The following is a 24,218-nucleotide window of genomic DNA, read 5'->3' as shown; positions in this document are numbered from 1 at the left end:
AAAGGAAAAGGGGGTCAGCGATCGAGTGGGTAGAACACGGGCGCGGTGACCTCCCACTCGACGGCCTGGCCGTTCTCCGTATAGGGGACGAAGCGGGCTGCGCGCATGTCCTGCAGCGCCTGCTCGTCCAGGCGGGCAAAGCCCGAAGACTTGGCCAGCGTGATCTCACGCGGCTGGCCGCGCACGTCGACGACGATGCGCAGGTGCACGGTGCCGGACTCGCGTAGCCGCCGCGACATCAGCGGCACCGTGGTGTTCGGCTCCTTCAGATAGCGCACCGCGCTGGCCGGGATCTGCTTGATCTGCGGAGCGGGCGGCGGCGTGAGCTGGATGACGGGCGCCGGCGTCGTCTGCACCGGTACAACAGCTGGCGGAGGCGGCGGCAGGGCGGCGACGACGGGAGAAGGAGCCGGTGCCGTCGCGACAGCGATCAGCGGGGGCTCGACCATCGTCAACGCCGGCGCCTGCATCTGCGGCAGTGCAACCGGGATCGGAGGCCGGGGCTTGGGCGGCTCGATCGGCGCGATCAGGCGCACGACGACAGGCGCGACCTGGGCCACCTTGCGGCGCAGGTCCTGCACCTGGCTCAGGCCCCACAGGCCCAGCAGATGCAGGGCGGCGATGCCGACCAGCAGCAGGCGACGGCTGCGCGGCGGGCGCGACATCTCCGCAAAGCTCGGTCGCGGCTGCATCGGGCGCGCCACGGTCGGCCGTGGTGGCACGACAACCGAGGTGGGGGCGACAAAGGCGAGCGGCTTCACGGGCAGGGCGTTCGGTTCAATTCGAGGAAAATCTTAACACGAATGCGAACGATTCCTATTTAACTTCTATCAAGCTGCGGCGGTGGCGCGACACCCGAGCGGGCGCCGCCCGATATGCTCGCGGCCATGACCAAGGTCCTCGTTCGTTGGCTGCTGCTCGCCGGTGCCCTGCTGCTGGTGGCCCACCTCTATCCCGGCGTCATCGTCAAGAGCTTCACGTCGGCGCTGATCGCGGCTTTCGTGCTCGGCCTGCTGAACACGCTGCTGCGCCCGCTGCTGGTGCTGCTGACGTTGCCGGTGACGGTGCTCAGCCTGGGCCTCTTCCTGTTCATCATCAACGCGCTGATGTTCTGGATGGCAGCCACCCTGCTGGACGGCCTGGCCGTGACCGGCTTCGCCGCCGCGCTGATCGGCTCGCTGATCTACAGCCTGTGCGGCATGGTCATCGACGTGGTCATCGAGCGCCTGTTCCCAGCCGACTAGCCGCAGACCATCTCGACCCCGGCCCGGGCCAGGGCGGCGAGTTCGCTGCGCGGATCGCCCGCACGCGCGCGCAGCGCCATCGAATGCAGCACCGCAGAGGCGAGCTGGGCGCGCATCGTGGCGTCGGTGCCGGCCGGCAATTCACCCTCATCGACGGCTCGTTGCAGCCGCAGCTCGAAGGCGGCATTGAAGCCCCGCAACGAATCGCCCAGCTGCTGGCGGATGGCCTCGTCGCGCGGCGCCTCGGTGGCCGCGGTGCCGATCAGCAGGCAGCCGCGGGCGGCCTCGTCGGCCGGGTAGTAGAGCTGCAGGGCCAGTTCGTAGACCCGCAGCAGCCCGTCGCGCAGCGAGCGCCCCTCCAGCGCCGCCGCGATGGCCGCGTTGGACTGCTCGGTGTACAGGCGCAGCGCCTGCAGATAGAGCTCGTGCTTGTCGCCGAAGGCACCGTACAGGCTGGGCCGGTTCAGGCCGGTGGCGGCGCTGAGGTCGTCCATCGACGTCGACGCATAGCCACGCTGCCAGAAGGCCAGGGTCGCCTGGGCCAGCGTGGCTTCGGTGTCGAAGCTGCGCGGCCGTCCCCGCGGACGTGACGCCGGCTTCCCTTCTTCTTCAGATTTTTGTACCACGATGAACGAAATTCATTGACGACAGTGAATTCTATTCAATACAGTACAAAAACACTGTTGGAGACCGAGATGGAGTTGTTCTTTTCCCCCATGGCCTGTTCGCTGGCGAGTCGCACCGTGCTGTATGAAGTGGGCGCCGAGGCGCGCTTCACGCAGGTCGACGGCAAGGCCAAGCGCACGCTGGATGGCCGCGACTACTGGCAGATCAATCCGATGGGCCAGGTGCCGGCGCTGCGCACGCCCGAAGGCTGGGTGCTGACCGAGAACCCGGCCGTGCTGCAGTACCTGGCCGAAGCCTGGCCTGAGGCGGGCCTGCTGCCCACGGCGGCCGATGCGCGGGCTCGCGTGCGCCAGTGGCTGGGTTTCATCGGCACCGAGTTGCACAAGGCCGTCTTCGTGCCGCTGCTGGACCCCAAGGCCAGCGCCGAGGTGAAGGCCTATTCGATGGACAAGGCGGCCCTGCGCCTGGGCGCGCTGGAAGCGCATCTGCAGCAGCATGAGCACCTCGAGGGCAGCTATGGCATTGCCGACATCTACCTGGCCGTCGTGCTGAACTGGGCGCCCTATGCCGGCGTCGACCTGGGCGCCTGGCCGGCCGTCAAGGCCTATCACCGCCGCATCGGCCAGCGCGAGGCCGTGGCCCGCGCGCTGCGCGAGGAGTTCGCTCTGTACCAGGAGGAGCAGCGCCTGCGCGCCGCTTAATTGGGCAGTTCGACGTCTGGTGGGATGTAGCGACCCTTATACATCTCGCCGAGGATGGACTGGCGCTCGTAGACCAGGGTGCGCAGGCGGGCGTCGATGACGGAGGCCTCGACCTGGTCGGCGTCCGGGCCGCGCGACTGGCGCAGGCCGGAGCGCAGGCGGTCGATGGCGCCGTTGAGGTCACCGGCAGCGGCACGCGTCTCCGCCTGGGCGCGCACGGCGCGCAGCGGCTGGCCGAGCTTCTCCCAGATCAGCGCGAGTTCGTGCCAGGCCAGTGCGTCGGTCGGCTCGAGGCTGACATGGGTCTGCAGCGCCTCCGAGGCCTCACGCAGCGCCGGGGCCGACGTGGACGCGGGCCCCGAGGCCAGGGCCAGGCCGACGCGCTGCATCAGCATCGGACGCGAGCGCTCGCCCTGCAGCGAATCCAGCGCGGCGATGCCTTCCAGCGGGCGTCCGCGCGCCTCGGCCAGTTCGGCGCGCAGATAGGTCAGCAGCCGCTTGGCCGCTACGGTCTCGGTGGGGCTGGGGTTGACGATCTGCAGCGTCACCTCGGCACCGCGTAGCGTGGCCTCGGCGCGGTCGAAATTGCGCAGCTTGATCGAGGCCAGCGCCGCGGCGTAGCGGGCGCCCAGCTGCTCGTAGCCGCCGCTCTCGCGGATGTTGCGCGCGCCGGCGTCGTAGTTCTCGAGCACCTTCCAGGCGTCCACGCGCGGGTCCATCAGCACGCGGGCGCGCGCGGCCATCAGCGCATGCTCGGCCAGGCCGTGCGGGCGTTCGAAGGGCACCAGCGCGAGCTTGGTGCGCGCGTCGCCGATGCGCTCGCTGGTCAGCGGGTGAGAGCGCAGATACGGGTAGGCGCCGTTGTCCATCAGGTGGTAGGCCTGCTCCATGCGCTCGAACATGCTGACCATGCCGCTCGGTGCGAAGCCGGCCTCGGTCATCACATTGAAGCCGACGCGGTCGGCCTCGCGTTCCATGTCGCGCGAGAAGTTCAGTGACAGCTGAGTGGCCGCGGCCTGGCCGCCGATGATGCCGGCATTGGCCATGTCGATGTTGCCGCGAGAGGCCGCCAGCACGCCGAGCAGCAGGCCGGCGATGGCGACCATGCTGTTGCGCGAATCGCCGGCGATGCGGCGGGCGATATGGCGCTGGGTGATGTGGGACAACTCGTGGGCGAGCACCGACGCGAGCTCGTCGCGCGACACCGTCATCTGGATCAGCCCGAGGTGGGTGCCGACGAAGCCGCCCGGCAGCGCGAAAGCGTTGACGCTGCGGTCGCGCACCAGGAAAGGCTCCCAGGCGAAGCGGGCCTGGGTCTCGTCGCCGATGTGGCCGAGCTTGCGCGCCGCCTTGACCAGCGGGTCCCAGATGCCGTCCAGGTACTCCTGCAGCAGCGGGTCCTGCACATAGTCGGGATCGATGCGGATCTGGCGCATGACCTGGTCGCCCAGGCGGCGCTCGGCGCCGACGTCGAGGTCTTGCGAGACCGAGTCGCCCAGGGCCGGCAGGTTGACCTGGGCACTCAGCGGCGCGCCGGGCAAGGCCAGCGTGGCGGCCGCAAGCAGGGTGATCAGGGGGCGGGTGGCGAACGACTTCTTCATCAGCAAAAGGCTCCGGCCGGCGCGCAGCCGGCTGCCTATGATGCCTGCAACTCGGTTTCCTGTTTGTTTCCCGGTATGACCACTCCCCTGACTCACTTCGACGCCCAGGGCCAGGCGCATATGGTGGACGTGTCGGCCAAGGGCGAGACGCATCGCGTTGCGGTCGCCGCGGGCGAGATCCGCATGCAGGCTGCAACCTTCGCACTGATCGCCAGCGGCACGGCCAAGAAGGGTGATGTGCTGGGCGTGGCGCGTATCGCGGCCATCCAGGGCGCCAAGCGCTGCTCGGACCTGGTGCCGCTGTGCCATCCGCTGCCGATCACGCGCGTGGCGGTCGAGTTCGAGCTGGACGAGGCGGGCAGCCGCGTGCTGTGCCGCGCCCAGGTCGAGACCCTGGGGCGCACCGGTGTCGAGATGGAAGCCCTGTGCGCCGTGCAGGTCGGCCTGCTGACGATTTATGACATGTGCAAGGCGGCCGACCGCGGCATGGTCATCGATCGCGTGCGGGTGCTGGAAAAGCAGGGTGGCAAGTCGGGCGAGTGGCGCGCGATCGAATAGGGCCTATCGCAAGGTCCGCCAGTCGACGACGCCCGAGGCCGGCTGGCACTGCAGCATGGCAGGTGCCGAAGCGGCGTCCTCGCAGGTGGCGAACCAGGTGTCGCCGGTCGGGTTGCGGAACTCGCGCAGGCGGTCGGCGAGGAAGCGTGCGCCTTCCTTGTCTCCCGTCTTCTCCAGCGACTGCGACCAATGCATCAGCAGTCGCGCGTCGATGAGGTTGAAAGCCGTGCGGCGCGCAGCCTCCAGTGCGAGCGGGCCGGGCGACTGGCTGGTGGCGGCCGCGTAGTCGGCCTGATGGCTGAAGAACAGCGAGCGCTGGCCGGTCGCGATGCGCTTGCCCAGGGGCTGGGCGTCTTCGCTTGGCGCGTAGATGGCGGCGATGCGCTGGAAGTCCACCACCGCGTACACGCTGCCGGCGACCAGCAGGACACCGATCACCCGCCACGGCAGGGCGTTCGCCGGCGCATTCGCCGGGTCCGCCGGCAGTGCGAGGCCGAGGGCGAAGCAGGCCGGCAGCAGGAAGTAGGCGTACCAAAGCGGGTACTCGACCAGGCTGTGCAGCGAGATGGCCAACACGATCATCAGCGCTGCGCGGCGCAGCGACGAGTCTTCGTCCGGCGTCGAAGGACTGCGCCAGATTTCCCACGCCCCCCAGGCCAGCACCGGGACAACCGGCACGGCCCAAGGCACGCCCAGCCACCTGAAGGCAGCGAAGCCCGCGGCCAGCCATGCCACGGCAATGAGCAGCGGCGTGTAGCTTTCCTTGCCGAAGGACGCGTGCCAGGCCTTCGCGACGGCCCAGGTCAGCAGCAACAGCACGGCGGCGGCCCAGGGCAGGCCCAGCTCGACGGCGAGCTGGGAGGCGATGTTGTGGGTGTGATCGAAGAAGGCGATGGGCCGATCCGGAAAGGGCGTCAGGCTCCAGGCAAAGTTGAACTCGCCCCAGCCCACGCCGAGCAGCGGGTTGGCCCGGGTCAGGTCCCAGGCGTCGCGCAGGATGGCCACCCGCGATGGCGAGCCCGCGCCCTCCGACAGCCGCGCGGCGGCGCGGAAGGCATGGCCGCTTTCGGCCGACCACAGGGACATGCCCCACCAGCTGATGCCGAGCATGATCGGCGTGGCCAGCAGGCAGAGCCGGGCGCTGCGCGACAGCCGGCGGTCCACCACGCCCCAGACGGCCAGCAGCGCAATGCCACCGTAGCCGGTACGCGAGGCACTGAGCACGACGGTGAAGACGAAGGCGAACAGCAGTGGCGGCAGCGCGGTCCGCCAGCCGCGCTTCTCGGTGACATAGACAGCGGCGATGGCCGACCACATCATCAGGCTGGCGAGGTGGTTGGGCTGGCGCAGATTGCCCACCGCGCTGCCCACCACGCCGGAGCGCGCGATGAGGGCGCCGTCGGCCCCGCCGGGCAGGAAGACCTGCACGAGGCAGATCGCGACCGTCAGCAGGCCTGTGATCAGCAGCCCCCAGCAAAAGGCCTCCGCGGCGAGCTGGCGCGATCGGGTCGACAGGCCCTGGGCGACGATCAGCACGGCCAGGCCCGCACCGATGACGGCGGTCGCGCTGAAGCCCAGCGAGGAGGGCAGGCCGCGCCAGACGACGGAGCTCATCGGTGCGGCCAGCAGCAGGGCCAGCGCCATCGCGGCCGGGCTCTTCAGGCCGGCGCGCCAGTTCGGCGTGAAGCCGGCCCACGCAATCAGCGCCAGGCCCCAGCCCGCCAGGGCCAGCAGTTGGTTGTAGAGCGTGGCGGCCGGGGTCTGGTTGAAGGCCAGCAGCGGCGGCAGGGCGGCGGCGAGGATGAGGCCGAGCGGCGCGGCATCGGATTGCGGCTGGGCGAAGGTCTGGGACGACATGGGCGCGCATGATGGCATGCCCGCACAGCCTCGCTGCGTGTGCCCTTTTTCAGAGCCAGCCGTCGAGCCAGAAGCGCGGATTGTTGGGTTCCGATGCGGGCGATGCTGAGCGTTGGCCCAGGGTGGGACGCTCCATTTCGAACTCCCGGATGCTGGGATAGACGAACAGGAGCTGAACGATCAGCAAGGCCGACAGCACGAGGCGGCACACGAGCGGCTTTTCCTGCTGCGCCGTGGCCGATGTTGCCGTGGCGGCCTTGGACCCGCTCGCAAACAGCGCGATCGCGATGCAGATCCACACCTGGGAGACCGGCATCACGAAATTGCCGGAGAAGCAGCCATCGATGGCCAGCGCAAGAACGGCGGCTACCGCAGCGACGTCAAGCCCGGTGAGGCTGCCGCCTGCGAGCCGGCGCTGCTGGACACCTTTCCAGAACGCGCGCAGCAGCCAATACAGCAGCAGCAAGGTGGCCGGCAGTCCGTACTCCGCGAGGGTCTGGACATAGATGTTGTGAGGGTGGGCGCCGCGCAGATTGACGTAGTCCGAAAAATGCATGGGGCCGACGCCCAGCAGCGGCGAGCTGATCAACTGATCGAAGCCGATCTTCCACAGGAACAGCCGCGAGTGGTCGCTGACCATGTCGTTCGCGGTGTGCTGCGTGGTCATGACCGCGGCGTCGAGTTGCAGCGGTAGCGCGTAAAAGACGCCGAAGTAGAAGATCAGCGCCGCCACCAGCGCGACCAGGGCGCTCTTCAGGTAGCTGACGGCTTGTCGACGGAACAGCAGAGCCACGGCCAATGCACTCAGTACCAGCGCGATGCTGCTCGCCCGCGAGGCCAGCCCGATGAGGAGCGCGATGCTGAGGGTCGCGGCGACCCAGGCGAGTCGCCTGAGCTTGACTGAGTTGTTGCCGTCGCTCGCCACGCCGATCAGCAGGGGCAGAGCGGGAGTCTGGGCGTGGTTGAGGAAACGGGGGTTGTCGAATCCCGGCACCATCAGCCAGAAGTTGCCCACCCCGCCATTCAAGGCGCTGGCACTCCAGGCCATCAGGAAGAAAGCCTCGTAGACCAGCCACGACGAGACGATGGCGAGAAGAATCTTTTCGGTGCCGATTTCTTCCCGCAGCGCGCTGATGGCCAGGGTCAGGAAGACCAGAGAGAAGACCAGCGCAAGCTCCCTGAGAGCCGCGGTGGGGTGATGGGCGTGCAGCGCTGAAGCCAGTGCCAGCAATGCCAGCGCGCCGACCTTGATCGTGTGGGCGCGCATCCAGCGCGCGCGCTCACCGACCAGCAGGAAGATCGTGGCCAGCAGGAACAGGGGGATTTGCGCCAGCCTGGCCGAGTTGTGCGCCGAGGCGCTGGCCGAATAGAACGGCATCAACCCGATGAATGCCAGCAGGGCGCCGCCAAACAGCCAGGCCGTCAGCTTGGCACCCCAGGTTTTGCTATGCATGGCAAGTTGGCAGGGAGGCTCGTGAAGCGCTGCATCTTCTGCTGGGCCGCCGCCGGGGCGGCGAATATCCGCGGCAGAAAAGCAAAAAAAGGGGCGCGAGGCCCCTTTTTCGTTGAACAACCTGGAATCAGGTGTTGTTCTTCTGGATCGCGGCGACCAGGACCGGGGCGGTCACGGTCGTGGTGGCCGTCCACACGACGCTGGAGGTACCCAGGCTCGGCGTGAAGGTGATGGTCTTGGCGCCCAGATCGTTGCCGACCTTGGTGGCGGCGTTGAAGGTCAGGGCGATGACGCCGTTGCCGGTGATCGTCAGCGAAGCGACTTCAGCGGTCGGGGTGAACGCGTAAGCGCTCAGGACGCCAGCGGTGTTGCAGGTGGACAGGCCGCCTTCTTCCTGGGCGCACAGGGCCACGGCGGCCTTGGCGGTGTCAGCGGAAGACAGGGCGTTGCCGGCCTTGGCCTTGGCGGTGTAGTCCTTGTATTGGGGGATCGCGACGGCAGCCAGGATGCCGATGATGGCCACAACGATCATCAGTTCGATCAGGGTGAAACCTTGTTGGGCGCGTGCTTTCAGATTCATGGTCAGTACTCCGGGAGGAAGTGAGTGGTTGGAGGAGGGCACACCCCCTGAATGCAGGCCCCGTGCCAGCTTTTCGGGCCTTGCGGAGCGTGCGAAAGCACACGGACGGGGGGCTAGAGCGGCTTGAACTGACAAAAAACGTCATTTTTGGCTGACGCGTTCTGTCATCGAAGCGGCCATGGCCGAGAAACGTCAGGCAAAAAAGGGCGCCCCGAGGGCGCCAGTCACTTCCAAAGATAGGGTCAGACAAAAGACCACATAGGCCAGTCACGACGAAACGATGGCGAGGAGGATTTTCTCGGGGCCGACTTTTCCCGAAGCGCGCTGATGGGCATGCAGGGCCCAAATCAGCGCCGGCGGGCCCAGCACACCAACCCTGGCCGTGTTGGCGCGCATCCAGCGCGCGCGTTCACCGAGCAGCAGGCAGACCGTGGCCAGCAGGAACAGCGGGATTTGCGCCAGCCGCGCCGCCGCCAGGTTGGCGAAAACGCGGCAAATATCCGCGGCAGAAAAGCAAAAAGGGGCGCGAGGCCCCTTTTTCGTTGAACAACCTGGAATCAGGTGTTGTTCTTCTGGATAGCAGCCAGCAGCACCGCGTTGGTCACGTCGGTGGTGGCGGTCCACACGACGCTGGAGGTGCCCAGGCTCGGCGTGAAGGTGATGGTCTTGGCGCCCAGATCGTTGCCGACCTTGGTGGCGGCGTTGAAGGTCAGGGCGATGACGCCGTTGCCGGTGATCGTCAGCGAAGCGACTTCAGCGGTCGGGGTGAACGCGTAAGCGCTCAGGACGCCAGCGGTGTTGCAGGTGGACAGGCCGCCTTCTTCCTGGGCGCACAGGGCCACGGCGGCCTTGGCGGTGTCAGCGGAAGACAGGGCGTTGCCGGCCTTGGCCTTGGCGGTGTAGTCCTTGTATTGGGGGATCGCGACGGCAGCCAGGATGCCGATGATGGCCACGACGATCATCAGTTCGATCAGGGTGAAACCTTGTTGGGCGCGTGCTTTCAGATTCATGGTCAGTACTCCAGGAAAGAGTTCGGGGGGCGGGAAGTTTGCACACTTCATATGCAGGGTGCGTGCCAACGCAAGCCGACCGCTCGGCCTCGCAAAGCGACCGCTCACGGGGTCGACGCGCTTCTTCTGACAAAAAACGGCAGTGGAAGCTGCCCGGTTTCGTCACCGACGGCAGCCGTGCCAAGAAACGTCAGCTGTACATGGTGTGCCGGCGCGAGGCGGCGGCTCAGAGACGCATTTCCTGCCCGGCCTGCAGCGCGCTGATGCGATGTGGGCTGTTCAGCGCCTGCACGCCTTGCATGACGGCCTCGACCTCGCCAGGCTTGATATGGGTGATGTGCACTTCGACGCTGCCGGCCAGCTGGGCCAGTTCATGGCCGAGATCGGTCGGGCACAGGTGCTGGCTGACGTGGGCGACCTCGGATTCGTCGTCGCTGAAGGCCGTCTCGATGACGAGATGGGACAGGCGCAGGTCGGCCAGGCGGCGCCACAGCGCCGGGTTGGGGCCGGTGTCGCCGGTGAAGACCCAATGGGCGTGGCCGCTGGCTGCGCCGGCATCGACGGCAAAGCCAACGGCGGGCACGGTGTGGGCCGCCGGCAGCACCTCGATGAGACGGCCACCCAGGTCGACACGGTCGCCGATCTGGAAGGCGTGCAGACTCAGGACCGGCGCCTCGCGGCTGGGCAGCGCGGTGAAGTCGGGCCAGATGACGCCATTGAAGATGTGCTGGCGCAGCGCGGCCAGCGTCTCGGGCAGGGCGTGGACCTGGATGGGCGGGCGGCCGGCGGCGGCACGCAGGCGCAGCACGGCATCGGCCAGCAGCGGGATGCCCAGCACATGGTCCAGATGGGAGTGGCTGAGCAGGATGTGATCGATGGCGGCCAGGGCATCCAGCGGCAGGTCGCCCACGCCGGTGCCGGCGTCGATGAGGACGTCGTCATCGAGCAGGAAGGCAGTGGTCTTGTAGCCGGCGGCAATGGCGCCGGAGCAGCCCAGGACGCGGATGTTCATGCGGTGCGTAGCTTGGATTGGGTGCCACGCATCAGGCGAGGCAGAGCCAAGAATGTACGCACCCGCCCAGGCACCCGGACGGTCGGATTACCGAGTTGGGGGTGTCGCTATCGTGAGGAAGTCACAGCAGTTGCGAGGCCCGCAACTGCCCTGATCTTCGAGCGATCAACCCTGGATGAACTGCATCTGCGTACCGGCGAGTTCGATCAGATCGCCGGTGCGCAATGCAATCGATTCGCCCGTCAGCGGGATGCCGTTGACGCTGGGGCGATGGGCGCCCTCGACATGGGCGAACACATAGCCGGTGGGGCGCTTGGTGATGGAGGCGACCTGCACGCCGGGCTTGCCCAGCGTCGTGACGACCTTGGTCAGCGCGACTTCACGGCCGGCGGCGGCGCCGGTCAGCACCTTGATGGAGGCCGGGCCGATGGCCGCGCCGCCCAGGGCGCCGAAGGAAGAACCCAGGCCCAGGTTCGGCGGTGCGCCGGCGCCGGGCTTGAGGATCATGGTCTTCTCGTAGTCGCCACCGTCGTTCAGAAGGAACTTGATCTTGTACTTGCCGATCTCGACGGTGTCGTTGTCGGCCAGCAGCTGCTTCTTGATCGCCTTGCCGTTGATGTAGGTGCCGTTGGTGGAGTTGAGGTCTTCGATGAAGACGTCAGCGCCGACCATCTGCAGCACGGCGTGCTCGCCGCTGACCGCGAGATTGTCGATGACGATGTCGTTGTAGGGACGCCGACCCAGTGTGGTCTTGTCCTTGGTGATCTGCACTTCCTTGATCACGACGCCGTCGAGCGAAACCACCAGTTTGCCCATTTATGACCTCAAGTTCTGTTGTTCGTGCCGTGACTCTTCAATTGCCGCTGCGTCGACCGAAGGGCCACCAGCCCCGTCCTTCGGCTCGCTGGCGGCCTTCTGCGCGGGCCAGGATGAGCGCGATGTTATCGCGCCCGCCACTGTCATTGGCCGCGTTGATCAGCGCGCGTGCAGCTTCGGGCAAGGCCGGATTGCCGTTGAGCAGGTTGGCCAGGCTGTCGTCATCCAGCATATCTGACAGTCCGTCCGAGCAAAGCAGATAGGTGTCGCCGGGCTGAACCTCGTGCAGATGCAGCTCCATCAGCACGGTGTCCTCGACACCGACGGCACGCGTGACGAGGTTCTTGTTGCTGGAAAAAGCGGCTTCCTCGACAGTCAACAGGCCCGCGTCGATCTGTTCCTGCAACAGTGAATGATCACGTGTGATCTGCATCAGACGCCCGCCGCGCAGGCGGTAGGCACGCGAGTCGCCGACGTGGCCCAGCAGCAGGCCTTCGGGCCGGAACACGCCCAGCACCAACGTCGTGCCCATGCCGGCATAGCGCGGATTGGTGTTGGCGGCGTTGAAGATGGCGCGGTTGGCGTTGTCCACGCAGATGTCCATGGCGCGCTTGACTTCACCGGCCCGGGCCTCGCGGCCTGCGTCCTTGAGCCAGCGGCCGAGTTCGGAGCTGACGAAGCTGGTCAGCATCTGGCTGGCCACCTCGCCGGCGTTGTAGCCGCCCATGCCATCGGCCAGCACGGCCAGGCCCGCAGCCTCGTCCAGGGCGACGGAATCTTCGTTGTTGTCGCGCGCACGTCCCACGTCGGTGGCGCTGAAGAACTCCAGGGTCATGGGGTTTGCGAAGGCTCGTGGGGCTCGGCGGAGGATCGGGGATTCTGCCCTGCTTCCCCGGGCGCCAAGCGCAGTGTTTGTGCGAAGGCCGCATCCTGGGGGGGCACCGATTCGGGGGCCGCCGGTTCGGAGGGCATGCTCATGACCAGGATGGCCTCGAGGTCGCGGGCCATCTGCTCGCCACTGGCGTAGCGCAGTTCCGGGCGCTTCTCCAGCGCCAGGGCCAGGATGAGCGCCAGGGCTTCGGGCAGGCTGGGGCGCTGGGTGCGGATGTCCGGCGCCGGCTCTGTCGCAATCTGTTGCATCAGCTTGGCCATCGACTCGCCCTGGAAGGGCAGGCTGCCGCACAGCAGCTGGTAGAGCAAGACGCCCAGGGAGTAGAGGTCGCTGCGGCCGTCCACCGTCAGGCCCGCCAGTTGTTCCGGCGACATGAAGGACGGCGTGCCGAGCACGAGGCCGGTGCGCGTGCGGCTGCCGTCGCCGACGCGGGCGATGCCGAAGTCCATCAGCTTCAGGCTGCCGTTGATGCGGTCCAGCATGACGTTGGCGGGCTTGATGTCGCGGTGCACCACACCCTGGCTGTGGGCATAGGCCAGAGCGCGCGCCAGGCGCACGCCGATCTGCACCACCTCGCGGGCCGGCAGCAGCTGGCCCGGCTTGGTGAAGAGGCTCAGATCGCGTCCGAGCACGTATTCCAGAGCCAGCCAGCTGTCGTTGCCGTCCTGGCCGGCGTCGACGACCTGCAGGATGTCGGGATGCTCGAGCTGGCCTGCCGCGCGGGCCTCACGCATGAAGCGCTCGCGCACGTCGGCCAGGTCTTCGGCGGAGAACTCACGGCTCAGGGCCAGGCGCTTGATGGCGACCTGGCGGCCGGTGGAGCGCTGCGTGGCCTTGTAGACGACGGCCATGGCGCCGCGGCCGATTTCAGCGCCGAGTTCGAAGTCGTGCAGATCGGGCGGGGGCGCGACCAGCTTGCCTTGTGCCGGCGAGGCGCCGGGCGCCTCGGTCTGCTGAACGGTGGACAGGATGGACTGCTCGCTGGGAGGCGCGTCGGCAGGGCCGGCCACGCGGTCGACCAGACGCTGCCAAAAGCTCCCTGACTTGCCGGTTTTGTCGCCGCTTGCCATGCGGCCGATCTTAGGCGTCCTGGCCCTTGCCGCGGCGGGCAAGAGCCATGCCGACGGCGACGACGAAAACCGCGCAGCTGATGCTGACCGCGTAGTCCAGGCCATGCATATGGGCCTCGAACCAGTCGTGTACCGCCGCGTCGGTCGTTGCCATCTCGCCGGCCACGAAGCCCAGCAGGGCCGCGCCCAGCGTGATGATCACGGGGAAACGCTCCATCAGCTTGAGCAGCAGCGTGCTGCCGAAGATGATGAGGGGAATGGACAGGCCCAGGCCGATGACGAGCAGCATCAGGCGGGCGCCTTCGGGAGCACTGTTGGCGGCGGCGGCGACGGCGATCACGTTGTCCAGGCTCATGACGAGGTCGGCGATCAGGATGGTGCGGATGGCCACCCAGACGCTGCTGCTGGCATGCACGTCGCCACCATCGTCGTTGTCGGCCAGCAGCTGGATGCCTATCCACAGCAGCAGCAGGGCGCCGACGAGCTTGAGCCAGGGCAGCTGCAGCAGCTGCACGGCGAACAGCGTCAGCACGACTCGCAGCACGATGGCCGCGCCGCTGCCGAACACGATGGCCTTCTTCTGCTGATCAGCCGCCAGGTTGCGCGCGGCCAGCGCGATGACGACGGCGTTGTCGCCGGACAGCAGGATGTTGACCCAGATGATCTTCAGCAGGGCGATGAAGAAGGCGGCGCTCAGCAGGTCCATGACGAAGCGAAAACGGTGACGCGCAAGTGTCGTTGCGCCGGGGCGGCCTGTACCTGCGTGCAACTACGCAGGCAGGAGGAATGAAAAAGGGCCGTTCGGTGAACGGCCCTCGTCAGTGCGTCAAGACCGGCTTACAGCAGGGCCTTGAGCAGCTTGGCCATCTCGGACGGGTTGCGCGTGACCGTGAAGCCGCACTCTTCCATGATGGCGAGCTTGGCATCGGCCGTGTCGGCGCCGCCGGAGATCAGCGCGCCGGCGTGGCCCATGCGCTTGCCCGGAGGGGCGGTGACACCGGCGATGAAGCCGACGATGGGCTTCTTCATGTTGGCCTTGCACCAGCGCGCGGCTTCCGCCTCGTCCGGGCCGCCGATTTCGCCGATCATGATGACGGCGTCGGTGTCCGGGTCATCGTTGAAGGCCTTCATCACGTCGATGTGCTTCAAGCCGTTGATCGGGTCGCCGCCGATGCCGACTGCCGAAGACTGGCCGAGACCGATCTCGGTCAGCTGGGCCACGGCTTCATAGGTCAGCGTGCCGGAACGCGACACGACGCCGATGCGGCCCTTGCGGTGGATGTGGCCGGGCATGATGCCGATCTTGATTTCTTCCGGCGTGATCAGGCCGGGGCAGTTGGGGCCCAGCAGCAGCGTGCGCTTGCCGCCGGCGGCTTCCTTGGCCTTCATCTTGTTGCGCACTTCCAGCATGTCGCGGACAGGGATGCCTTCCGTGATGCAGATGGCCAGGTCCAGGTCGGCCTCGACGGCTTCCCAGATGGCGGCAGCGGCGCCGGCGGGCGGCACGTAGATGACGGACACCGTGGCACCGGTCTGCGAGGCGGCTTCCTTGACGGTCGCGTAGATGGGAATCTCGCTGAACTTCTCGCCGGCCTTCTTGGGGTTCACGCCCGCGACGAAGGCGTTCTTGCCGTTGGCGTAGGCCTGGCAGCCCAGGGTGTGGAACTGGCCGGTCTTGCCGGTGATGCCCTGGGTGATGACCTTGGTGTCTTTGTTGATGTAGATGGACATTTCTGATTCCTCTGGGCTGGCTTAGGCGACCGCTGCGACGATCTTGGTCGCGGCTTCGGCCATGGTGTCGGCGGCGATGATGGGCAGGCCGGATTCGGCCAGCATCTTCTTGCCCAGTTCTTCGTTGGTGCCCTTCATGCGAACGACCAGCGGGACGCTCAGGTTCACGGCCTTGCAGGCGGTGATGACGCCCTCGGCGATGGTGTCGCACTTCATGATGCCGCCGAAGATGTTGACCAGGATGCCCTTCACGCTCTTGTTCTTGAGCATGATCTTGAAGGCCTCGGTCACCTTCTCGGCCGTGGCGCCACCGCCGACGTCCAGGAAGTTGGCCGGCTCGCCGCCGAACAGCTTGATGGTGTCCATGGTGGCCATGGCCAGGCCGGCGCCGTTCACCAGGCAGCCGATATTGCCGTCCAGGCTGATGTAGGCCAGGTCGAACTTGGAAGCCTCGACTTCCGCCGGATCTTCTTCGTCGAGGTCGCGGTAGGCGACGATCTCGGGGTGGCGGAACAGCGCGTTGGCGTCGAAGTTGAACTTCGCGTCCAGGGCCATCAGGTTGCCCTTGCCGTCACGGTTCAGCGGATTGATTTCCACCAGCGACGCGTCCGTGTCCATGTAGCACTTGTAGAGCTTGGCGAACAGGTCGACGGCCTGGTCGACCGTGTGGCCTTCCATGCCGATGGCGGCGGCGATCTTCTTCGACTGGTCGGCCGTGATGCCGGTCAGCGGGTCGATGATCTCGGTGATGATCTTCTCGGGCGTGCTGTGGGCCACCTCTTCGATGTCCATGCCGCCTTCGCTGGAGGCGATGAACGCGACCTTCTGCGTGGCGCGGTCGGTCACCAGGGAGATGTAGAACTCCTTGCCGATGTCGGCGCCGTCCTCGATGTAGAGGCGACGGACCTTCTGGCCTTCGGCGCCGGTCTGGTGGGTGATCAGCTGCATGCCCAGGATGCCCTCGGCCTTGGCCTTGACGTCCTCGATGCTCTTGGCGACCTTGACGCCGCCGCCCTTGCCGCGGCCGCCGGCGTGGATCTGGGCCTTCACGACCCAGACCGGACCACCCAGCTTCTGGGCGGCTTCGACGGCCTCCTGCACGGTGAAGGCCGGGATGCCGCGCGGCACCGGCACGCCGAACTGGCGCAGGATTTCTTTGCCCTGGTATTCGTGGATTTTCATGGCTGGGTCTCTCGGGTCGGGGAAGTCAGGATTCTGAGATGGCAGGCTGAACAGCGGCTTGCTGCTGATGCCAGCGTGGGTAGAACTTGGCGACGGTGGCGCTGTCGCGACGCAGGGCGTGGCAGCGATCGAGCTGGAAAGGTGGGTTGCCGGCGGCATCGCCCTCGCGCGTGTCGATGACGGAGCCGGCCATGGCCTGGATGACGGCCGTCGGCAGGATCTGGCAGAGCTCGGTGATGTGGGTACAGCCCCGCGTGCTGCCCAGACGTTCGCCGACGGCTTGGCGGAAACCCTTCATCAGGTTCAGGCCGATCAGCTGCCGGTAGGCGTCGCCGTGCTCGTTGCAGGCACCGGGATACGGCATCCACAGTGTTTCGGAGCTGGCAGCGGTGATGGTCAGCGTCGGGTCCACGGTCAGATGCAGGCGCATCTCGTGGATGGGATCGCCGGCCTTGCGCGGCACGCCGGCCAGTGGCACGTCATGCGTCTTGGTGTCAGTCAGGCTGGCTTCGACGTCGAACAGGCCGTCATCGCGCGCGAACACCTGCACATCGAGGGCGCGGCGGTGCAGCGGGCGGCGCGTGACGGACGGGTGGACGGCAGGCATGGAACGGGGGAATGGCGAATCACCCCGGCCTGTGCCGGGACGGGGTCAACCCGGCTCTTGCGGCGCCTTGCCAGAGGGGCAGAAGGGCCTGTAACCGGGTGAACCCTCGTTTTTGGGGCAGCCGGCAATGTAGCACGGAGGGTGAAAACTCCCCCTGCGCGCTCGGTCAAGCGGCCCTTAGGCCCTCAGCAAGCGGCGCACCACTTCGGGGGCGAAACCCCTCGCCAGCAGGAAACGGGTCTGGCGCGCCTGCTCGGCCGCCTCGCGCGAAGGCTCGGCCCCGAAGCGCCTCTGCCAGACCTCGCGGGCGCGTTCCAGTTCGGTTTCACGCAGGACGGCCTGCTGCTCGGCGTCCAGCTTGAGCCCGTGCTGGGCCAGCTCCTGCTGGATGCGCTGGGCGCCGAAACGGCCGGCGCGCAGGTGCAGCCGGGATTCGATGAAGCGCTCTTCGTTCAAATAGCCGGCGGCGGCGAGGCTGTCGAGCAAGGCGTCGACCGTGGCCTCGCCGGCTTGCGCGCCAGCCTCCTCTTCGTGGACGGCGTGCGCCTCGACGGCGCCGCGGGTGTCCCCAGCCGCCGTCGCCATGGCCGCCGCCGCGGCACGCTCACGCAGCTGCCGCTCGATGCGCAGCAGTTTGCGCCGCAACTCCGCCCGGCTGTGCTCGCGCTGGGCCAGCAGGCCGATGGCACGGGCCTTCAGCGACAGCGGCCCACGGGTGGCCATGCGGGGCGAACCGGAGCCGGCTTACTCCGCGTCGCCTTCGACAGCGCTCAGGGCGGCGACGCCGACCGCTTCACGGATCTTGTTCTCGATCTCGCGGGCGATGTCGGGGTTCTCGCGTAGGAATTCGCGGGCGTTGTCCTTGCCCTGGCCGATCTTCTCGCCTTGATAGGCATACCAGGCGCCGGACTTGTCGACGATCTTGTGCACGACGCCCATGTCGACGATCTCGCCCTCGCGGCTGATGCCTTCACCGTAGAGGATGTCGAACTCCGCGGTCTTGAACGGGGGGCTGACCTTGTTCTTGACGACCTTGACCTTGGTCTCGGAGCCGATGACCTCCTCGCCCTTCTTGATCGAGCCGATACGGCGGATGTCCAGGCGCACCGAGGCGTAGAACTTCAGCGCATTGCCGCCGGTGGTCGTTTCGGGCGAGCCGAACATGACGCCGATCTTCATGCGGATCTGGTTGATGAAGATGACCGTGCAGTTGGTCTTCTTGATGGTGGCGGTCAGCTTGCGCAGGGCCTGGCTCATCAGGCGGGCCTGCAGGCCGGGGAGCTGGTCACCCATCTCGCCTTCGATTTCGGCCCGGGGCGTCAACGCCGCGACCGAGTCGATGACGATGAGGTCGACCGAGCCGGAACGCACCAGGGAGTCGACGATCTCCAGGGCCTGTTCGCCGGTGTCGGGCTGGCTGATCAGCAGGTCTTGCAGATTCACGCCCAGCTTCTGGGCGTATTGGATGTCGAGGGCGTGTTCGGCGTCGATGAAGGCGCAGGTGCCTTGCAGCTTCTGCATCTCGGCGATGACCTGCAGGGTCAGCGTCGTCTTGCCGGAGGACTCGGGGCCGTAGATCTCGATGACGCGGCCGCGCGGCAGGCCGCCGACGCCCAGCGCGATGTCCAGGCCCAGCGAGCCGGTGGAGACGACCTGGATGTCTTCGATGACCTCGCCTTCGCCCAGGCGCATGATGGAACCCTTGCCGAATTGCTTCTCGATCTGGGCGAGGGCGGCCTGCAGGGCCTTGGCTTTTTCGGTGTTCAGGGCTTTGACGGGCGCGTCCATGCAGTTCTCCAAAGGAATGTCGGAATTATGGGGCAATCTGTATGTTTGTACAGTGGTTCTGTCCCCGAATCTGAGGAAGAGCACCCTCAGGCTTGATCGGCATTCTGTGAGCCAGGTGGCTCAAGACGTGAGCCACCTGCTCAAGACCTAACATCGGCGCCGGAGACAACACCTATGCGCATCCTGATTGCCGAAGACGACCAAGTGCTGGCCGATGGCCTGTTGCGGGCCTTGCGTGCCTCGGGCTACGCGGTGGACCGCGTCAGCTCGGGCACCGAGGCTGATACCGCGCTGGCCACGCATGAGTTCGACCTCGTCATCCTCGACCTGGGCCTGCCGCGCCTGCATGGGCTGGAGGTGCTGCGCAAGCTGCGCGCCCGCGGCGCGACCATGCCGGTGCTGATCCTGACCGCCGCGGACAGCGTCGAGCAGCGCGTCAAGGGCCTGGATCTGGGCGCCGACGACTACATGGCCAAGCCCTTCTCGCTGCAGGAGCTGGAAGCCCGCGTGCGGGCCCTGACCCGGCGCGGCCTGGGGACGGCCAGCAGCGTCATTAAGCACGGACCGCTGACCTTCGACGCTACCGGCCGCGTGGCCTATATCAACGACCAGATGCTGGAGCTGTCGGCGCGCGAGCTGTCGCTGCTGGAAGTGCTGCTGCAGCGCGCCGGGCGTCTCGTCAGCAAGGACCAGCTCGTCGAGCGCCTGTGCGAATGGGGCGAGGAGGTCTCGAACAACGCCATCGAGGTCTATATCCACCGCTTGCGCAAGAAGATCGAGCAAGGCCCCATCCGCATCGCGACGGTGCGTGGACTCGGTTACTGCCTCGAGAAAATCGCCTCGTAGATGCCGACCAAGGACGGCGCCAGCCCCCAGCAGGGCTCGCTGTTCGGCGAGATCCTCGACTGGATGCTCGCCCCGCTGCTGCTGATCTGGCCGATCAGCGTGGCGCTGACCTGGCTGGTCGCGCAGGGCATTGCCAGCCGACCCTATGACCGCGAGCTGGGCGAGATGGCGCGCAGCCTGGGTCTGCAGGTGGCGGCTGAAGCCGCACCGGTCAAGGGAAAAGACCGTTACGCGCTGGCGCCGGAAGCGGCGGCCCTGCTGAGGGCAGACGCCTCGGACACGGTCTTCTATCAGGTGCTGGGCCTGCGCGGCGAGCTGCTGAGTGGCGACGCGACGCTGCCGGTGCCCACCGAGGACGCGCCCATCGTGCCCTGGGAGCTGCACTTCCGCGACGACGAGGTCGGCACGGACGCCGTGCGCGTGGCCTATCTGTGGATCTCCCCCGAGGGCCAGGCCGGGTCGACGAAGACGATGCTGGTGCAGGTGGCCGAGACCCTGGGCAAGCGCGCCCGCCTGACCAACGAGATCATCAAGGGCGTCATCCTGCCGCAGTTCGTCATCCTGCCGCTGGCCGTGCTGCTGGTGTGGCTGGCGCTGGCGCGCGGTATCTCGCCGCTGAACGAATTGCAGCGGCGCATCCGCTCGCGCGAGAGCTCGGACCTGTCGCCCATCGACGAACAGCGCGTGCCTGACGAAGTCGCGCCGCTGGTGCAGGCCATCAACGACCTGCTGGCGCGGCTGGACTCGTCGATGAGCCGGCAAAAGCACTTCCTGGCCGATGCGGCCCACCAGCTGAAGACGCCGCTGGCGGGCCTGCGCACCCAGGCCGAGCTGATCCAGCGCGAGATCGACGCCGGCCGCGCCTCGCCCGAGGAGCTCAAGCGTTCGCTGGCCCAGATCGCCCGCGCCAGCGAGCGCGCCGCCCACATGGTCAACCAGCTGCTGGCCATGGCCCGCGCCGAGGACGCCGAGCAGGCCATGCGCCGCGAGCCGGTCAACCTGGCCGAGATCGCCATCGACACGGTGCGCGACTTCGTGCCGCGGGCGCTGGAGCGGCGCATCGACCTCGGCTACGACGGTGTCGCGCCCGAGGACAGCCGGCTGCGTGTGCAGGGCCAGCCGGTGCTGATGGGCGAACTGATCCGCAACCTCGTCGACAACGCGCTGCTTTACACGCCGGCCGGTGGCCTGGTAACGGTGCGGGTCGTCGAGGACCCCTTCGGCCAGGTCGTCGTGCTGCAGGTCGAGGACACCGGGCCGGGCATCGCGCCCGCCGAACGCGAGAAGGTCTTCCAGCCCTTCTACCGGTCGCTGGGCAGTGGCGTCGAGGGTTCGGGCCTGGGCCTGGCCATCGTGCAGGAGATCGTGCAGCAACACGAGGCCGAGTTGACGCTGGACGACACCCGCCTGCGCCGCGCGGCGGGGGGCGAGCCGCCGGACGGCCAGGGGCCGGGGGCGCGGTTCACGATCCGCTTCCCTGCCAATCTGCCGGCTAGGTCTTTACCAGCTTCTTGACCCGCGCAATCGACATCAGCAGCCCCAGCGACAGCCCCAGCGTCACCATCGCCGTGCCGCCATAGCTGATGAAGGGCAAGGGCACGCCGACGACGGGCAGGATGCCGCTGACCATGCCCATGTTGACGAAGACGTAGGTGAAGAAGCTCAGCGTCACCGCCCCCGCCATCAGCCGGGTGAACAGGGTCGGCGCGTCGGAGGCAATCATGAGCCCGCGCAGGATCAGGGCCGTGAAGCCCACCAGCAGAGCCAAGGCGCCCATCAGGCCGAACTCCTCGCCGAAGGCCGCAAAGATGAAGTCGGTGGTGCGCTCGGGAATGAATTCCAGATGGGTCTGGGTGCCCTTCATGAAGCCCTTGCCAGTCACGCCGCCGGAGCCGATGGCGATCTCGCCCTGGATGATGTGGAAGCCCTTGCCCAGCGGATCTTTCGACGGATCCAGCAACGTGCAGATGCGGTGCTTCTGGTACTCCTTCAGCACTGGCCATGTCAGGTCGGGCTGGCAGATGGCGTCCTCGCTGAGCACCAGGGCGGTGGCGCCGGCGGCGCCCAGCACCAGGGCCGGCACGATGAGTTTCCACGGCAGGCCGGCGAAGAAGATCACGTAGAGGCCCGCGGCCAGCACCAGGATGCCGGTGCCGAGATCGGGCTGCTTGGCGATCAGCAAAAAGGGCAGCAGCAGCAGCGCAAACGCCGCGATGAAGTCCGGCCAGCGCAGCATGCCCTCGCGCTTCTGGAACCACCAGGCCAGCATCAGCGGCGTGGCCAGCTTGAGCAGCTCGGAGGGCTGGATCTGCGTGACGCCGATGCTGAGCCAGCGCGTCGCGCCCTTCTTCGTCACGCCGAACAGCGCAGTGGCGATCAGCAGGGTCACGCCGACCGTGTAGAGCGGGATGGCCAGGGCCATCAGCTTGCCCGGCGGCACCTGGGCGACGACGAACATCAGGCCCAGGGCGAGCACCATGTTGCGGGCGTGATCGGGAAAGCGCGTGCCGTTGTCATAGCCGGCCGAGTACATGCACAGCAGGCCCCAGCAGCACATCCACACCACGGCAATCAGCAGCGGGATGTCGAAGCCGACGAACCAGGGCCGCAGGCGCTGCCACAGCGGCGGGCGTTCGATGACTGTCATTGCGAAGCTCCCGAGGCGGCTGCCGCGGCAGAAGCGGATGGGCTAGGCAGCAAAGCCACGTCGGCCACCTTGCGCGGCTTGCCGATGGGCGCGAAGGTCTGGCCCAGTTGCGTCTTGGCGATGTCTTCCTCGCTGGGGTACTGCCCCAGCAGAAGATAGTCGAAGACACGGCGCGCGATGGGCGCGGCCGAGGACGAGCCCCAGCCGGCGTTCTCGACGATGACGGCCAGGGCCACGGTCGGGTTGTCCACCGGCGCGAAGGCGACGTAGAGGGAGTGGTCGCGCTTGCGCTCGTCCGCCTTGATGCTGCTGTACTTCTCGCCGGCCTTCAGGCCGATCGCCTGGGCCGTGCCGGTCTTGCCGCCGCTCTGGTAGCCCGCGCCCAGGAAGACCTGGCGCGAGGTGCCCTCCAGCGTCACACCGTTCATGGCGTTCTGGATGACGGCGACGTCGGCGGGCTTGAGTGGCAACGGCGTCAGCGCATCGCTGGCGACGCGGCGCTGCTCATGCTTGACCACGTCCTCGATGTCGCGCACCAGGCGCGGCTTGTAGCGCTGGCCGCCCGACGCGATGGTCGAGTAGGCCGTGGCCATCTGCAGCATGGTGAAGTTGTTGTAGCCCTGGCCGATGCCCAGCGAGATGGTCTCGCCGGGGAACCACTTCTGGTTGGCCGGGCTCTTGCGGAAGTAGTTGCGCTTCCACTCCTGCGAGGGCAGCACGCCGGTGACCTCACCCTGCACGTCGATGTCGGTCTTGCGGCCCAGGCCGAAGGGCAGCAGCTGGTCGTGGATCAGGTCCACGCCCATCTCGTTGGCCAGGCTGTAGAAGTAGACGTTGGACGAGGTGACGATGGCCAGCCGCATGTCCTTGGGGCCGGCGCGGTCGGTCTCCGGGCTGCCGAAGGTGCGGCCGCCGAAGCTGTAGGTCAGGTTGTCCATGATGACCGTGGCGGGCGAGCGCTTGCCGCTGTTCAGCGCGGCCATGGCCATCAAGGGCTTGAAGGTGGAGCCGGGCGGGTAGGTGCCGCGCAGGGCCCGGTTCAGCAGCGGCTTGTCGATGTCCTCGTTGAGATCGCGCCAGGAGTCGGCGTCGATGCCGTCGACGAAGAGATTGGGATCGAAGGTCGGCTTGGAAACGAAGGCGAGCACCTCGCCGTTGCGCGGGTCGATGGCCACCAGCGCGCCGCGGCGCTCACCGAACAGTTGCTCGACGAGGGCCTGCAGCTTGATGTCGATGGACAGGTTCAGCGTGTTGCCCGGCGTGGGCGGCTTGTGGTCCAGGCGGCGCACGGCGCGGCCGCCGGCGCTGGTCTCGACCTGCTCGAAACCGGTGGCGCCGTGCAGCTCGCGCTCGTAGGCCTGCTCCAGTCCGAGCTTGCCGATGTACTCCGTGCCACGGTAGTTGGCGATGTCCTCTTCTTCCCAATCGTCCATGGCCTTCTTCTCGGCCTGGTTGATGCGGCCGATATAGCCAATCAGATGGGCGCCCACATCGCCGAGCGGGTAGGAGCGGAACAGCCGCGCCTTGATCTCGACGCCGGGGAAGCGGAAGCGCTGGGCCGTGAAGCGGGCCACTTCCTCGTCCGTCAGCTTGGTGCGGATGGGCAGGGAATCGGTGTGCTTGGTCTCTTCCAGCAGGCGCTTGAAGCGGCGTTTGTCGCGCGCCTGCACCTCGATGACCTGGCCGAGGGCCTCGATGGTGGCATCCAGGTCGACCACCTTCTCGGGGTTGATCTCCAGCGTGTAGGCCGAGTAGTTGCTGGCCAGCACGACGCCGTTGCGGTCCTTGATGAGGCCGCGGTTGGGCACGATGGGCACCACGGCGATGCGGTTGGACTCGGCGCGCTCAGCAAAGCTGTCGTACTGCACCACCTGCAGCCACACCAGCCGCGCCACCAGCAGGCCGAAGCAGAACAGCACGAAGGCGCCTGCGGCCAGCACGCGCAGCCGGAAGCGCGACAGCTCCTGGTGGAGGTTCTTGAGGACGACCACTTGCT

25 protein-coding genes are annotated in these 24,218 nt (G+C 67.2%); 5 read left to right on the top strand and 20 right to left on the bottom strand.

The window, feature by feature from the left end; genetic code table 11:
- Positions 1 to 14: 14 nt before the first annotated feature.
- A complete protein-coding gene (locus tag AC3WOE_RS24720; RefSeq protein WP_492694137.1) occupies positions 15 to 761 on the bottom strand; it encodes an energy transducer TonB in 747 nt (248 codons plus the stop codon).
- 126 nt (positions 762 to 887) lie between these two features.
- Between AC3WOE_RS24720 and AC3WOE_RS24715 the strand changes: the two genes are divergently transcribed.
- On the top strand, positions 888 to 1,244 hold the full coding sequence (locus tag AC3WOE_RS24715) for a phage holin family protein (protein WP_492694135.1): 357 nt from the start codon (positions 888 to 890) through the stop codon (positions 1,242 to 1,244).
- On the opposite strand, the gene AC3WOE_RS24710 is transcribed toward AC3WOE_RS24715, so the two are convergent.
- Positions 1,241 to 1,870 carry a TetR/AcrR family transcriptional regulator gene (locus AC3WOE_RS24710; protein ID WP_492694133.1) on the bottom strand — a complete coding sequence of 210 codons (630 nt, stop codon included), beginning with the start codon at positions 1,868 to 1,870 and terminating at the stop codon, positions 1,241 to 1,243. The two genes, AC3WOE_RS24715 and AC3WOE_RS24710, sit on opposite strands and share 4 nt — an antisense overlap.
- Before the next feature lie 69 nt (positions 1,871 to 1,939).
- On the opposite strand from AC3WOE_RS24710, the gene AC3WOE_RS24705 reads away from it, so the two are divergent.
- Positions 1,940 to 2,572, top strand: a complete 633-nt coding sequence (locus tag AC3WOE_RS24705) for a glutathione binding-like protein (RefSeq protein WP_492694131.1) — start codon at positions 1,940 to 1,942, stop codon at positions 2,570 to 2,572.
- Here the strand turns inward: AC3WOE_RS24705 and AC3WOE_RS24700 are convergent.
- A complete protein-coding gene (locus AC3WOE_RS24700; RefSeq protein ID WP_492694129.1) occupies positions 2,569 to 4,173 on the bottom strand; it encodes a M48 family metalloprotease in 1,605 nt (534 codons plus the stop codon). The genes AC3WOE_RS24705 and AC3WOE_RS24700 overlap by 4 nt on opposite strands.
- A gap of 75 nt (positions 4,174 to 4,248) precedes the next feature.
- Here AC3WOE_RS24700 and moaC point away from each other — a divergent pair, with 75 nt between their 5' ends.
- A complete protein-coding gene (moaC, locus tag AC3WOE_RS24695; protein ID WP_492694127.1) occupies positions 4,249 to 4,731 on the top strand; it encodes a cyclic pyranopterin monophosphate synthase MoaC in 483 nt (160 codons plus the stop codon).
- A gap of 3 nt (positions 4,732 to 4,734) precedes the next feature.
- On the opposite strand, the gene AC3WOE_RS24690 is transcribed toward moaC, so the two are convergent.
- The 15 genes from AC3WOE_RS24690 to recA all read right to left on the bottom strand — a co-directional run bounded on the left by AC3WOE_RS24690 (position 4,735) and on the right by recA (position 18,729).
- Positions 4,735 to 6,588: a PglL family O-oligosaccharyltransferase gene (locus tag AC3WOE_RS24690; RefSeq protein WP_492694125.1), complete on the bottom strand. Its 1,854-nt coding sequence runs from the start codon at positions 6,586 to 6,588 to the stop codon at positions 4,735 to 4,737.
- A 49-nt stretch (positions 6,589 to 6,637) separates the two neighbouring features.
- Entirely contained in the window at positions 6,638 to 8,041 is a 1,404-nt protein-coding gene (locus AC3WOE_RS24685; protein ID WP_492694123.1) for an O-antigen ligase family protein, read from the bottom strand.
- A gap of 127 nt (positions 8,042 to 8,168) precedes the next feature.
- On the bottom strand, positions 8,169 to 8,621 hold the full coding sequence (locus tag AC3WOE_RS24680; protein WP_492694121.1) for a pilin: 453 nt from the start codon (positions 8,619 to 8,621) through the stop codon (positions 8,169 to 8,171).
- A 267-nt stretch (positions 8,622 to 8,888) separates the two neighbouring features.
- Positions 8,889 to 9,245, bottom strand: coding sequence for a hypothetical protein (locus tag AC3WOE_RS24675; protein WP_492694119.1), 357 nt, complete (start codon positions 9,243 to 9,245; stop codon positions 8,889 to 8,891).
- The gene (locus tag AC3WOE_RS24670) at positions 9,179 to 9,631 is read right to left on the bottom strand and encodes a pilin (RefSeq protein ID WP_492694117.1); all 453 of its coding nucleotides are present in this window, start codon (positions 9,629 to 9,631) and stop codon (positions 9,179 to 9,181) included. Before AC3WOE_RS24670 ends, AC3WOE_RS24675 begins: the two co-directional genes overlap by 67 nt.
- A gap of 226 nt (positions 9,632 to 9,857) precedes the next feature.
- Positions 9,858 to 10,643, bottom strand: a complete 786-nt coding sequence (locus AC3WOE_RS24665) for an MBL fold metallo-hydrolase (RefSeq protein WP_492694115.1) — start codon at positions 10,641 to 10,643, stop codon at positions 9,858 to 9,860.
- A 165-nt stretch (positions 10,644 to 10,808) separates the two neighbouring features.
- Positions 10,809 to 11,459: an FHA domain-containing protein gene (locus tag AC3WOE_RS24660; protein ID WP_492694113.1), complete on the bottom strand. Its 651-nt coding sequence runs from the start codon at positions 11,457 to 11,459 to the stop codon at positions 10,809 to 10,811.
- A gap of 37 nt (positions 11,460 to 11,496) precedes the next feature.
- Positions 11,497 to 12,294: a Stp1/IreP family PP2C-type Ser/Thr phosphatase gene (locus AC3WOE_RS24655; protein WP_492694111.1), complete on the bottom strand. Its 798-nt coding sequence runs from the start codon at positions 12,292 to 12,294 to the stop codon at positions 11,497 to 11,499.
- Complete coding sequence (locus AC3WOE_RS24650) at positions 12,291 to 13,421, bottom strand: serine/threonine-protein kinase (protein ID WP_492694109.1); 1,131 nt, start codon at positions 13,419 to 13,421, stop codon at positions 12,291 to 12,293. Before AC3WOE_RS24650 ends, AC3WOE_RS24655 begins: the two co-directional genes overlap by 4 nt.
- Before the next feature lie 10 nt (positions 13,422 to 13,431).
- Complete coding sequence (locus AC3WOE_RS24645; protein ID WP_492694107.1) at positions 13,432 to 14,127, bottom strand: TerC family protein; 696 nt, start codon at positions 14,125 to 14,127, stop codon at positions 13,432 to 13,434.
- A gap of 131 nt (positions 14,128 to 14,258) precedes the next feature.
- Positions 14,259 to 15,152 carry a succinate--CoA ligase subunit alpha gene (gene sucD, locus AC3WOE_RS24640; RefSeq protein WP_057297752.1) on the bottom strand — a complete coding sequence of 298 codons (894 nt, stop codon included), beginning with the start codon at positions 15,150 to 15,152 and terminating at the stop codon, positions 14,259 to 14,261.
- A 21-nt stretch (positions 15,153 to 15,173) separates the two neighbouring features.
- Positions 15,174 to 16,334 (bottom strand): ADP-forming succinate--CoA ligase subunit beta, encoded by a 1,161-nt coding sequence (gene sucC, locus AC3WOE_RS24635; protein ID WP_492694105.1) that lies wholly within the window; start codon positions 16,332 to 16,334, stop codon positions 15,174 to 15,176.
- Positions 16,335 to 16,359: 25 nt separating this feature from the next.
- Positions 16,360 to 16,941, bottom strand: coding sequence for a DUF2889 domain-containing protein (locus tag AC3WOE_RS24630; RefSeq protein ID WP_492694103.1), 582 nt, complete (start codon positions 16,939 to 16,941; stop codon positions 16,360 to 16,362).
- A 177-nt stretch (positions 16,942 to 17,118) separates the two neighbouring features.
- Positions 17,119 to 17,664, bottom strand: coding sequence for a regulatory protein RecX (locus AC3WOE_RS24625; RefSeq protein ID WP_492694101.1), 546 nt, complete (start codon positions 17,662 to 17,664; stop codon positions 17,119 to 17,121).
- 21 nt (positions 17,665 to 17,685) lie between these two features.
- Positions 17,686 to 18,729: a recombinase RecA gene (gene recA / locus AC3WOE_RS24620; RefSeq protein ID WP_492694099.1), complete on the bottom strand. Its 1,044-nt coding sequence runs from the start codon at positions 18,727 to 18,729 to the stop codon at positions 17,686 to 17,688.
- A 174-nt stretch (positions 18,730 to 18,903) separates the two neighbouring features.
- On the opposite strand from recA, the gene AC3WOE_RS24615 reads away from it, so the two are divergent.
- A complete protein-coding gene (locus tag AC3WOE_RS24615) occupies positions 18,904 to 19,575 on the top strand; it encodes a response regulator (RefSeq protein WP_492694097.1) in 672 nt (223 codons plus the stop codon).
- Entirely contained in the window at positions 19,576 to 21,090 is a 1,515-nt protein-coding gene (locus AC3WOE_RS24610) for a sensor histidine kinase (RefSeq protein WP_492694093.1), read from the top strand. It abuts the gene before it with no gap.
- On the opposite strand, the gene rodA is transcribed toward AC3WOE_RS24610, so the two are convergent.
- Positions 21,068 to 22,222 carry a rod shape-determining protein RodA gene (rodA, locus tag AC3WOE_RS24605; RefSeq protein ID WP_492694091.1) on the bottom strand — a complete coding sequence of 385 codons (1,155 nt, stop codon included), beginning with the start codon at positions 22,220 to 22,222 and terminating at the stop codon, positions 21,068 to 21,070. The two genes, AC3WOE_RS24610 and rodA, sit on opposite strands and share 23 nt — an antisense overlap.
- Positions 22,219 to 24,213 carry a penicillin-binding protein 2 gene (mrdA, locus tag AC3WOE_RS24600; protein ID WP_492694089.1) on the bottom strand — a complete coding sequence of 665 codons (1,995 nt, stop codon included), beginning with the start codon at positions 24,211 to 24,213 and terminating at the stop codon, positions 22,219 to 22,221. Before mrdA ends, rodA begins: the two co-directional genes overlap by 4 nt.
- Positions 24,214 to 24,218: the final 5 nt, after the last annotated feature.

It is taken from the genome of Roseateles sp. FW305-36 (assembly GCF_058787015.1).
The sequence above is the reverse complement of the archived record's forward strand: the minus strand, read 5'-3'. Positions and strand labels throughout refer to the sequence as shown.